This is a genomic window from Mycobacterium sp. SMC-13, assembly GCF_045311035.1.
Lineage (GTDB): Bacteria > Actinomycetota > Actinomycetes > Mycobacteriales > Mycobacteriaceae > Mycobacterium.
The window spans coordinates 1-11458 of sequence record NZ_JBJIAI010000054.1 but is presented as its reverse complement, the minus strand read 5'-3'; the positions used below and the strand labels follow the sequence as shown (position 1 = coordinate 11458).

Below are 11458 nucleotides of genomic sequence, written 5' to 3'. Positions count from 1 at the left end.
ACCGTCAGACGGCGATCAACACACCGAAACGGAGGTCGCCTGAAACACCCCGATCCACAGGTATTGACAATTGCTCTGTCGGAGTCGGGGCCGCAGACTATGGTCCAAGCTAAGGGGTTGGACCCAGACGAAGTGTGGAGTATCGCCGAGTCTGCCGCGTTAGCAATCAATCCAGCTGGATTGCCGGGTGCTACACCCGCCGACTGACCGGCCGTCGTGAACGCGAGCGCGAAGACTGCCAGCGTGCGGTAGTCCCGGGGTGCCCAGATTATGGCCGGAGAGGAGGCCAGCTAATAGAGGGGCAAGTGAGAATCCGTGAGCTCTCGAAAGAAAAGAGCTGGTCGTGGGCGATGCGCGGCGGCGGCTGTAGTGACCGGACGCCGCACGCTTACGGGCTGTGTGTCTCCGCGGTCCAGGACGTGCCATTCCACCATCGCATTAGATTCGCACCGTTGGGGTCGGGATACCAGCCGGCCGGGTGTTGAGCGCCAGTCTGCGCTGGAGCCGACAGCTTCGCGCTCCAGTCTTTCCATTTGCCCGCAACCTCAGCGGCTGCTTGTCGAAGGACAGGTGCTGCAGTCATTGCGCCTTCAAGCGCCGACGGATCGAAATCGTCATCGGGAACCGTTTCGGGCATGTACTGAAATGGATGCATCTCGGCTTCGGTGAGGTTGCCTTGGCACAGTAGCTCGTATTGGCGGGACCTCGCCCAATCTTCTAGTTCGACGAACCGCACCGCGGGTAACGGGTGTTTGGAAACGTCAGGGTTGAGCATGAGTTCGGTGACGTAGTACTCGATTTTGTCCGTCATCGTCTGATTCCGCTGGCGCATCGCAGTTGCGTCCCGGTACTCCTTAGCCTGCGCGCGGAACTCGGCGGTAGACAGCTCGTCGCGAACACTTGACGCACCACCGGCGAGGTGTACCAATACCTGCTGGACAGCGTCCAGGTCTCCCGTAACCAAGAGGGCGAATCGGTCTGCGCTCAGCTCAGATTTGCGGACCCAGTCGAAGAGGTGCCATTGCAGCATCAATGCGATGAGCGCTCCTCCGGGAAGGGAACTGGCCAACGCGGCCACCGGGGCGAACCCGTTCGCCACAGTTCGGTAAAAAGTATGTTTGCACCGGATGTGGCCCAACTCGTGAGCAATGACGGCACGGATTTGGACTTCGGAGCACTGATCGACGAGTGCCGAATGGATCACGATGATCGGCTGGTGTTGGCCTAGGGCGGATGCGTTCAGATCGGGTTTCGTGTCGAGAAATACGCGGGGACAGGGCATGCCCGCATCGGTGGCCACCTGCTCTACGATTCGGTAGATCGACCCTGCCTGCCGGCGGGACAGCCGGGTGTTGTCGGCTAAGTGCATGGTGTATTGCTTTTGTTCGGTGCTGCGCTCGGCCGCCTCAAAGAACCTCTGGATTCTTGGCCGCCCGGCGATGACGCGGTCTATTCGGCGTCGCGCAGACACATCCAATGGATGCGCGAAGTGTCTCGCGTCCAGTCCCTCGGTCAGCGGGCGCGATACTTCTGCCACGTCGGTTTCCTCCCTTTGCGAGCGCAATTCGGGCTGCTGCCACTCCGAGCGTACTTCTACTGCGTTCTGGGCCATACGCGAAGTCGTCTCAACGGTGCAGAGTGCGAGATTTGTACCGTGCGCCAATGTGATCAATCCTTCGAGCGCGGACGAATCCTCACGGTTCAGGAGTCAATCCGGGGGCAGTACTGGCATCTGCATTACGCGGTTCCGTGCAGCGGCCCCGCGTGCCGAGCGCGGTAACGTTGATGATCCTTCGCCTCCCGCCCCTAAAGTCGGAGGAGATGTTCCTAACGACGGGAGTGCATCAAGCGTTGCGCCGGCAACCTCCGGACACGAAATCCTCATCGAAACAACAATTCAGCGAGTAGCCGCTTCCGCGTATGACGCCACGGTTCCGATCAGCCGCATCTCGTCGACATCTTGAGCGCGGGCATTGAGGAGTTCCTCGGTGCAGATCAGGTAGGTCAGGCAGCGAGCCCGACTGACCGCAACGTTCAACCTGTTGCGGGAGAACAGGAAGTCGACCCCGCGGGTGATGTTGTCGCGGCTAGAGGCGGTCATGCTGAACAGCACCACCGCGGCTTCGCCGCCCTGGAACTTGTCGACGGTGCCAACGCGAACTCCGGTCAACCTGGGCTCGTCGGCGAGTCGTTGCTTGACGGTGCGAACCTGGTCGTTGTACGGAACGACGACCATGAAATCCGCTGCTGTCAAAGGCTTTTCCTCGCCACGCTGATTCGTCCACGATGTTCCGATGAGTGCGCTGATCTGGCTGACGACCAGATCGGCTTCTTCGGGTGAAAAGGTCGAGCGGCCGGCGTGCTCGGCGCGCAGCCACCGCAAGCCCGTACCTGCTGCGGTGTTCTGCTGCAAGCAGGAGTCTGCGCTTGCGAGGCGGCCTTGATAGATCTGCGTCGAAATGAACTGGCACACATCGGGATGCATGCGGTAGGTCGTGGACAGGAACACCCCTCGCTCCGAGGGCATGGTGGTCGCTTCGCCGAGGAGATATTCGAGCACACTCAGGCCACTGTGCCCTGGATGGCTAGCTTGGGCGACCTGGGGCAGCTGCAGCGGATCGCCCAGCAGGATCACATTGCGGGCTCCGGTGGACGCTACAGCCGCATCAGCCAACGACATCTGCCCGGCCTCATCAACTAGGAGCACGTCAACCGGTGGCGCGGCTTGCATCGCCGATGATGCGAATAACCAGGTCGTCCCGGCTACTAGGTTGTATTCCGGGTCTGCGCAGGCGGGATTCTTGTCGACCACTTCGATCCCGGGCAACGCGGGATTACTGCCGGCCGCCGACTTATATACCCCGCGCAACAACCCCAATTGGTTCTTCTCAGTGAAGACGGCGACCACCCCGCGCAGCACGTTGATGATGGCGTGGTGACTGGTCGCGGTGACACCGACCCTCTGACCGGCCGCGACCAGGGTGTATATCAGATGCGTCGCGCTGTAGGTTTTTCCGGCCCCAGGCGGACCCTGAATGCCGACCACGGCGGTGTCCAACTGGGTGACCCAGCGGCACATGTCGTCGATGTCGTCGGTGAAGACGCCACCGACTGGTCCGTCCTCATTGCGGAACTGGGGTAGGTCGCGGCGCAGCAGAGGCGCCGTCGCGGTCGCGGCCCTGTGCCCGGCCAGCCAATCGTTCGCGTAAGCCTCTAGCGTGTCCGTTTTGGCGCGTTGTGAAACCCATTCGTGGAGCACAGCTGCGCTCGGCACATGGCCGTCCTCGGCGGCCTTCTTGCTCTGTACAAGCTCGAGAAGGCCGGCATCGCGGTCGAGTCGGGCGATTTTGAGGTCGAAGCGCTGACCCTCGGCGTTGATGGTATGGACGTCCCTGTCCCGGTCGCCCTCCATCGGGAAGTCGTCGAGCGCCTGCGGCGGGAAGGCGAACCCCAGCGAGGGCAGGATCTTTTGCCCCCGGGTGCCGGTCCGCTCGACCAACCCGGTGTACTGAAGGGCGGTGATGACAGCGGTGTCATCGACCACGTCCTCGGGGTCTGCTTGGAGTTTGATGCGCTTGGGTGCGTAGTACGCCCACCACTCGCGGCTCCAGTAGCCCAGAAGGTCTCCCAGTAGGTATTCCACACTGTCTGCGTCGAATTCGTGCAATCGGCCTATGAGCTCACTGGGTGTGTAACCTTCCGGCTCCGGTTCCCAGACGAACCATTCGAGGTTCCCGGGACGGTGCTCGACCAGCCAGTCCCGTAGAGCCATGGTGGCCCGGACATCGTCCTCGTTGTACCGGGCAATATGGGAGAGCAGCGTGGTATCACCGTCTGCCATGTACTTTTCGTACTGCACCACGGCTCCGGCGCCCTTGTCGATTTCGTGGCTGCGCTCGAAATCCGCTAGTCGTTCTAGCGACTTCAGCCCGTAGCTTTCCGTTCCTACTTGGAAGCTATTGCGTGTCAAGGGGTAGAGGTCCACAAACACCCGTTGTCCGACCAGTTCGGCCAGGACATCCTCCCGGACCCGGTGGGTGGCGACCAACGCCTCAAGAGAGCTGCGTTCAGTGTGGTTGTAGTGGTAGACGTGCATCCCCGGATGGGTCACCCGGCGCGCAACCAGATAATCGATGACGGCGGCAGTCGCCTCAGCTTCCTGCTCCGGGTTGTGCGCCCACCATTCCCGATATTCCCACGTTCCGCCCACCGTGCGCTCGATCAGCCCGAACAGGAAGAACAGACCGGTGTCGGCGCGCCAGAATGGGTGCCCCTCGAAGTCCAGAAATACATCCCCGTCATCGGGTTTGGGGAGTTTCTGGAGCCCTCGGCCCCAGTCGGTCTCATCGACGGGCACGATTGCGTTGAATGGCGGGCGCTCCTCGGGCTTGGCCTGCAGCTGCAGCGCGGCCTGACCTGCGAGGCGGGTCAGCCGCAGCGGCCGGACACCGGCAATCGGTCCGGTGGACTGGGGGAGCGCCGTCAGGGTGTTGACGCCCGCCGCGGTCAACGCCTCGATGTCGTTTGCGCGTATCCCTGCCACGTAGATCAGGGAATCCTCGTCCCGCCAACGGTTTTCGCAGACATCGCTGAACTCGCAGAATTGACAGTGGGTGCACCGGACCGGCGCGGTGTTGGCGGCGGAGCCGGCTTGGAGTGCGGTGCGCAATTGGTCACGCAGCCGGCGCCAGTAGGCACTGAATTCATCCACCCGGTAGGACTCCACGACGCCCGACCCCAGCCAGATGTGTATGTGGGCCGGTCGCACCCCAGTCAACGCTTCGACCGCATCCGCGTAGAAACACAATTGCAGAAGGTGCCCGGGCTTGGCCTGCTTGCGCGCCAGCTTGGCGTCCACCGGCTCATAAGAGACCACGCCGGTCTCCGGATCCTGCACCCGGACAAGGAAATCGGCGACACCTCGGATGCCGTCATGCACGAACGGCATTTGGTAGATCACGCTGCGCCCGTTGGCCATTGGGTTACCTACCCGCCGCACCCAGCTGGCGAATTTCTCTCCCTTCCAGATGGGCGGTACTTCGTAGATCGACTTCTGTTGCCGGTCGTAGTCTGCGAGGCAATCTGCTTCGTGCCGGTTCCCTTTGTCCGCCAACAGTTGTGCGAACGACCCGAACGGTTGATTCGGCTTCTCGAGCGTGCCGTCATCGACCTGGTTCTGTAACGATAGGTAGTGGGCGCAATCCAGCCACGCCGTAACTTTTGACGGGGTCAGTAGTCGTTCCGACACGCATCCTCCTCATCATTAGTACAGGTCATTGAAACAGCTCGTGGCGACACCGCATGGGCAATTGCCGGCGGTATGTCAGTGCCACGGCACTTCATAAAGCTGGCTGTGCAGGTTGGCTTCTGGAGAATCGCTGCGTACCCCGTACCTACCAGATGGGCCGTGACCCGGGCTATCCGGTCAACATCCGGGCGATGGCGTCGTCGGACGCCTCCCGTCCGGGTGGCCATTGTTCCTGCCACACGCGCAGTGGCACATCGGCATCGGCATCGAATACTTGTGCCAGCCTCCTGAATTCGGCCCTCTTCCATTCGTGAAGGGCGCCATGATGCCGGCTGAACTCGGCCAAGCGGGCAGCTTGGCGTTCCTGCTCGGATTGTGATGCCCCTCCGCGGATGCCGATACCGTTCATCAGGCTGTGGCGCCCGAGTGCGAACGGCGTGTAGCCCAGTTTGGGCGCCAGGGAACTGTTGGCTGCCGTGCAGTCTTTGCAGGCAATCCACGCCCACCGTGACGTACCGCCCGCGGTGCCGCGGGCACAGATCACGCAGAGGTCCTTTTGACGAGATACATCGCAGCCGTTCCACTTCTGCGGGGCGTCCTCGTGTGGGCAGGACTGCCACAACCAGTCGTAGTCCTTGTACACCGGTCCGCGCAGCTGGCCGCATGGGATGTGGACGGACAACTCGGTGATGGTGCCGCGCAACGGAATACCACCTTCTGTCGGCCGCGGGCGGACCAGGATGTACCTGCCGTCGGCATCCAGTTCGCTGCGCACGGACCTTGCCACGATCTCGCGCTGATAGCGCTCAACGGATTCTGGGTCGGTCGTTGCGGGCCAATATCCGAGCTGTGTGGCCAGTGCACGCGCTCGCACGATGTCGAAGGTCATCACTTCGCCTCTCCGGCGACACCCAACCTGGGTGTGCCCACCACTTGCACACCTCAGGTGTGCCTGCTCTTCCCCTGGGGCACCGTGCGGTAGGGGCGCGGTTGCCGGGACGACGGGCCAGGTACCCGAACAGTCGTCCGCTCGTGAGCTATTTCGATTATGCCTCAGGGCACCGACATCATGCGTTCGGAAATTCCGGGGGAGTTATTAGGTCACGCTTGCGTGTAGGCGCCTTTCTCCAGTGCGGCGGTGAGCCAATCGTAGAACTCGGGTCGTTTGCCTTCGGCGCCCGCGGTAGTGAGGAATTTTGCGAACATTTCGTTGAAGTTGAGCGACTCGCGGTTGGCCGGGTCGTGGTAATCACTGGTGTATTCATCGATCGACTCGACACCGGAATCGAGCAGTCCATCGGTGAGATCGACGAGCGAGCTGGCGAGCGCCAGCCATTGGCGTGGATCCTTGGAACCGTTGGGATCTTGCGCGGTCGGTGCGGCCCCGGCGAGCCGGTCGACGCCGCGTTCATTGTAGTCCCGGGTGTAGCAGAGTTCGACGTTCTTGCCGTCGGGCCAGCCTGCCATACCGGAGAATGACACTTCCGACATCATCGACATACCTATGCCGCTGACCACCGACCATTCGATCGTGTGGGTCCCGCCCCAATGCAGCCACACTGCGCATTCGACCGGTTCGTCGTCGTACTGTGTCGATGACCAGAGGCGAAGGTTGATGTCTCCGGGCTCGATCACCTTGGGTAGCTGGTCAAGGGGATCCTCCTGCCACGGCTCCAGTTCGACGTCGTAGCCGGTCTCGGTTCGGGTGATCTGATGCGGTCGAATCCCATCTTTGGCATAGACGACCGCTTCCGACGGACCGAGGCCAAGCTCGGTGAAGTCATCGACATCGTCAACATCGACGCCTGCTTGAGCCCAGTCGCAGGCTTCATCCAACAGCATGCCGGAGGTGAGGAACGGCTCGACATCGTCAGCCCGGAGACCGGCATCGGAACATTGTCTCGCCGTGCCGGGTGGTATGCCTAGGCGCGCGAATTGCCCTGCATGCCAGGCGGCGAAACCGGCTTGTTTCCACTCGATCCATGCGGTGTCTGTGATGCCGGTGCTGCACCACGTGTAGATCTCGTGACCGCTGAAGCCACTGGTGACGAGGCGCGCAAGGTCGGCATGGGCGCGTCTGCTTCTCAGGACTTCCGTGAATTCATATACCGCGCCGTATCCAGAAGTCTCCCCGGGACCAAGCCAACGCTCGAGAGTCGAGAACACATTGTCGATGCTGAAATCTGCTGTCAGATAGCGCGATAGCTTCGTCAGGTCTTCAGCAGTGAACCCTGCTGCTCGCCAACGTCGATAGTCCTCGGGTCCCCACCCCGTGTCAGCAAGCTTAGGCGGCAGGTCAAGTGCGGCATGGTCATCGAGTCCAGCTTCTCGCCACCGCAGGTAGTCCTCGGCGTCGAACCCGGTGGCCGGTATGGCCTTGAGGAGCCTCTTGACGAAAGCTCGAGGGCCGAGTATCTCAACCCACTGTCGAGCTACGCCCGGTGTCGGCAGTGCGGTTATCGCCAGTGACAGTGTGTCCTCTGGGAAACCCAATGAGCGCAAGTCGTTTTCGCCCGTGAGATCGTCAGATGCGATCACTATGATGTGCGCCTTTCCAGCGGAACCGATGAGCAGTGACAGTATTCGCGACCCGCGTGTGTTTCAGCGGGGCACATTGTTAACTGTTGGGTTCCCACCGCCAACGATCGTGGTCGGCCCGATCAGTAGCGCTTGCCAGTACCGACCACTGTGACCCGCTCCAGCTGAAGATCGCCACCTGGCCGAATCGCAACCCCATGGCGCGGGCCTCATCGTCAGTGAGCCCGAACACCGCCCGGCTATTCTCGGCATGGCTGCCATCGATGGCGGCTCCAACGACGGGAACCGCGCCCAGGCCCCGTTCGGCGAGCTCGCAGTCCAGAACGTCCATGCGACCGGCACTCTCGGCATCCTCGGGGTCTGCATCCGGTTGGACCGCGGTGATCACATGGAGTGGTCCGAATGGCGGCTCGGCCCCATCGCCATCCACAGCAGGAAGAACCCTGCCGGCCTCGAAATGCACTGCAGTAGCCCGGTAAAAACACCACGGCTCCTGCGTGCGGGCGCGGCGAGCCAGATCCGCGGGCGATGCCCACTCGAAGTCGTCGTATTTCTGCGTAGGCGGGTTCAATTTGTCTCATTCTCCGCCTGGCGGGCTTGATCCTGATCAGCATCGCTGCCCGCAGATTGCCACAGCCAATGCGCCGCGAAGGCGGAGCGTCGTCGTTGGTAGAGCACTTGATTCTCAATGAGACCTGGCCGCGCGACCAAGTTCGGAAGAAAACTGCAGAAGGCCAGTCCGCTGCCATCTTCGGACGTCGGATCTGGGCACCACGCGCCCAACAGTGGAACGCCCGATTCGCACTGAGCCTCAGCGTGATTGAGGGCATTTGCGAGCATCGCCGGATTCTTGAAGTCCGGATGCGCCGGGATCCACATCAATGTCAACGCACCATTGCCATCCTCAGGGTGCGGAGCGTCGGTCAGAATCTGACCGTGCGACATGGGAGGACCTTGCCCAGCCGCAAGCATCGCCAAAGAAGTGTGGTGATCGGCGAAGGGGACAGAGAACCGCACCTCAGTGGGGCCGGAGCTGCCCGCAATGCCCATATGCGTCATGAAGTCCGGAACGGCGGCCATCTTAGGACCCGCGAAGTGCGACGGTTCGGCGCCCACCGGAACGAGAACCTGCTGGGGCACGTTGAGGATGTCATCCATCTCGGGGCGATGTCCTCTGACTGGGTGATCGGATGCTGCGGGCACGCCAGCGCATATATCAGCAAGCGCGTGTGCACGAGTGTGGGCCGCACTATTTTGGATGACGGCCGCGGCGGCAATGAGGTTCGCCATCCAGTCGAAGTTTTCTTCGTTGACATACGTCGTGCAGCACTCGCTGACCGTTTGTGTCTCCGGATCCCACACTGTCGCGTTTATGGACTGGTGCATGTTGGCTACAGTGACAATTTGGTCGGGATTCGTTGCCGGGTCGACGTTTCTGACTATGTCGGTCCAGATACGGACCGCGTAGATATCGATTACGCCATCCGAAACCGGCGGGTCGACCTCAAAGTGCTGCGCCAACCTGTAGGCCCACCAGGTGAAGCCTCGCTCGTGCTGCTGGGTCCACTCGTCGTCGATCATCATCTTCTCGCGCAAGACCTCAAGAAACTTGACGCCGACATCACCCACGACGGTTACCTCCCCTTGATCCTGAGAGCAGGTTACGACCACCCACCGACATGGTGTGGCGAGAATCGGCAATGTGCGTCGTTCGGACTACAGCGTCTCGTTGGACCGGCCTTCGCGGTCAAGGCCGGTGAGCTTGTCGGTGCCCGGCAGTAAAATCTTGGTAGCGGTACACCGGGGTTTGGTCAGACAGCAGCCAATCTACTTCAAAAGTCCGCAGTTATTGCGGACTGGGGTTGACCCCTGATGGTGGACACCTAACTGGCGGGACTGCTGGTCCCACGGGGAGGATGTCCGTATGTCGGGCAAGCGTAAGAAGTACACCCCGGAGTTTCGGGGGCAGGCTGCCCGCCTGGTGATCGAGACGGGTCGGCCGATTGCACATGTGGCTGTTGAGATCGGTGTCGGTGAACAACTTCTGAGCCGTTGGGTGCGCCTGGCTCAGCAACGCGCCGGGGGCACCGATACTGACGCGGTGCTCGATGCTGATGAGCGTGCCGAACTTGAACGGCTACGCAAAGAAAACGCTGAATTGCGTTTGGATCGTGAGTTTTTAAAGAAAGCTGCGGCCTTCTTCGCCTCTGAACAGAACCGGTAGAGGCCTACCAGGTTATTGCCGCGGAGAAGGCCAACTTCAGCATCGTGCGGATGTGCCGGCTACTGGAGGTGTCCCGGTCGGGGTTCTACAAATGGCGCAGCAACGCGGTCGCTGGGCCGAGGGCAGCTGCGGTGCGCCGTGTGCCGGTCTGGATGCTGCGGTTGCGGCCGCTCACGAGGCCTCTGGCGGGGTGTACGGGGCACCGCGGATTCTGGCTGACCTCCGCGAGAAAGGCCGCACGGTGTCACGTAAGACCGTGGCTGCTTCACTGGCGCGCCAGGGGCTGGCCGGGATCAGCCCACGGTCGTTCGCGCCACCGACAACGGTGGTTGACCTGGACGCGCCACCGATCCCGGACCTGGTCAAACGACGGTTCGATGCCGGGGAGCTCAACCGGGTGTGGACCAGTCCGCCACGAGCAGCCGGTTGGGGGCGGGCACCCGGAACTGGCGTCTGACCAGATCCGCGGCACGCGCCGCGGCCGGATCCGCGACCGTAGTGCGCACTTTCTTGCGGCGGGTCACCCCCTGCCATCCGTTCGCCCGCATGAGGCGCTCGACGGTGCAGCGGGCCACGCTGATGCCCTGACGTTGCAGATGAGCCCACATCTTGACCGCGCCGTACAGTGACTCCGGCTTGCGTCGGCCGTGCTCGTCGGGCTCGTAGTAGCCGGCCAGCACCTCGGTGATGACGGTGTCCCACAAGGCCCGCGCCGACGGGGGTCGGGTCAGCCAGGCGTAGAAGGTTCTCGGGGCAATCTGGCAGCCGTGCTCGGTGAGCACGCGGCAGATCGGAGCGACCCCGAACCGAGCACGATGCTCGGCAATGAACGCGCAGATTACCGGTGTCGCGGGTCGCTCTCCCGCGCGAAGAAACTTGTTGCGGCCTTGAGGATTTCGATGGTTTCCTCTAGCTCACGGTTCTTACGCTTGAGGTCGCGCAACTCACGTGCGGTGTCGGTCGGGACTCCGTCCCGGACCCCGGTGTCGACCTCGGTCTGGTTGACCCAGCGGCGCAGCGTCTCGATGGACACTCCCAACCGCTTGGCCACCGCAGTGAAGCAGGCCGTGCGGGTGTCGTACTCATCGGCATGGTCGGCGACCAACCGCACCGCCCGGGCCTTGAACTGCTCGTCGTACTTCTTCGGCATGATGCGAACAACCTTCCCTCGAAAGAAGGTGTGCACCAAACTCGGGGCGGTTCACAGGAAGGTCGCCCCGGTGCGCGGCTGGTCATAGTCGCCGGCCAACCTGATGAGCTTCTTGCGAACAGGTTCAGACTCGGGCAGGGAAGTTACGGTGTCCCTACCCGGTGGTTGCCGTACAAAGAGTCGCTCGAACTATTTGAGCCCAGGTGACGGGTGGAAGGTCATTGAACCGCCCCGAGTTTGATGCACACCGGTTTATTGGTGCGCAGCCTCTGATTGGGCTGTGCTCGTAGCGTAGTAG

Annotated in this window: 8 protein-coding genes, 1 pseudogene and 1 riboswitch; of the genes and pseudogenes, 2 read left to right on the top strand and 7 right to left on the bottom strand. The window is 62.0% G+C overall.

Going from position 1 to position 11458, the window contains the following annotated elements:
* Positions 1-388: 388 nt before the first annotated feature.
* The 6 genes from ACJH6I_RS31105 to ACJH6I_RS31080 form a co-directional block, all read right to left on the bottom strand.
* Positions 389-1537 (bottom strand): M48 family metalloprotease, encoded by a 1149-nt coding sequence (locus ACJH6I_RS31105; RefSeq protein WP_406785171.1) that lies wholly within the window; start codon positions 1535-1537, stop codon positions 389-391.
* Positions 1538-1897: 360 nt separating this feature from the next.
* Complete coding sequence (locus ACJH6I_RS31100; protein ID WP_406785170.1) at positions 1898-5248, bottom strand: TM0106 family RecB-like putative nuclease; 3351 nt, start codon at positions 5246-5248, stop codon at positions 1898-1900.
* Positions 5249-5417: 169 nt separating this feature from the next.
* Positions 5418-6137: a hypothetical protein gene (locus ACJH6I_RS31095; RefSeq protein WP_406785169.1), complete on the bottom strand. Its 720-nt coding sequence runs from the start codon at positions 6135-6137 to the stop codon at positions 5418-5420.
* 35 nt (positions 6138-6172) lie between these two features.
* Positions 6173-6286, bottom strand: a riboswitch (SAM riboswitch).
* Positions 6287-6349: 63 nt separating this feature from the next.
* Positions 6350-7786 (bottom strand): hypothetical protein, encoded by a 1437-nt coding sequence (locus ACJH6I_RS31090; RefSeq protein WP_406785168.1) that lies wholly within the window; start codon positions 7784-7786, stop codon positions 6350-6352.
* A gap of 79 nt (positions 7787-7865) precedes the next feature.
* The gene (locus ACJH6I_RS31085) at positions 7866-8357 is read right to left on the bottom strand and encodes a DUF3293 domain-containing protein (protein WP_346415399.1); all 492 of its coding nucleotides are present in this window, start codon (positions 8355-8357) and stop codon (positions 7866-7868) included.
* Entirely contained in the window at positions 8354-9415 is a 1062-nt protein-coding gene (locus ACJH6I_RS31080; RefSeq protein WP_406785167.1) for a hypothetical protein, read from the bottom strand. Before ACJH6I_RS31080 ends, ACJH6I_RS31085 begins: the two co-directional genes overlap by 4 nt.
* A gap of 295 nt (positions 9416-9710) precedes the next feature.
* On the opposite strand from ACJH6I_RS31080, the gene ACJH6I_RS31075 reads away from it, so the two are divergent.
* Entirely contained in the window at positions 9711-10010 is a 300-nt protein-coding gene (locus ACJH6I_RS31075; protein WP_406785166.1) for a transposase, read from the top strand.
* Between the two features lie 91 nt (positions 10011-10101).
* On the top strand, positions 10102-10467 hold the full coding sequence (locus ACJH6I_RS31070; RefSeq protein ID WP_346415398.1) for an IS3 family transposase: 366 nt from the start codon (positions 10102-10104) through the stop codon (positions 10465-10467).
* Here ACJH6I_RS31070 and ACJH6I_RS31065 read toward each other — a convergent pair.
* Positions 10412-11160: pseudogene (locus tag ACJH6I_RS31065) on the bottom strand (IS3 family transposase); the annotation flags it as partial. The gene ACJH6I_RS31070 and the pseudogene ACJH6I_RS31065 sit on opposite strands and share 56 nt — an antisense overlap.
* Between the last annotated feature and the right edge of the window lie 298 nt (positions 11161-11458).

What these genes read in the sequence shown, in the direction of transcription:
- ACJH6I_RS31075 (WP_406785166.1), top strand. Translation starts at nt 9,711, where the DNA reads ATGTCGGGCAAGCGTAAGAAGTACACCCCGGAGTTTCGGGGGCAGGCT.
- ACJH6I_RS31095 (WP_406785169.1), bottom strand. Translation starts at nt 6,137, where the DNA reads ATGACCTTCGACATCGTGCGAGCGCGTGCACTGGCCACACAGCTCGGA.
- ACJH6I_RS31070 (WP_346415398.1), top strand. Translation starts at nt 10,102, where the DNA reads ATGGCGCAGCAACGCGGTCGCTGGGCCGAGGGCAGCTGCGGTGCGCCG.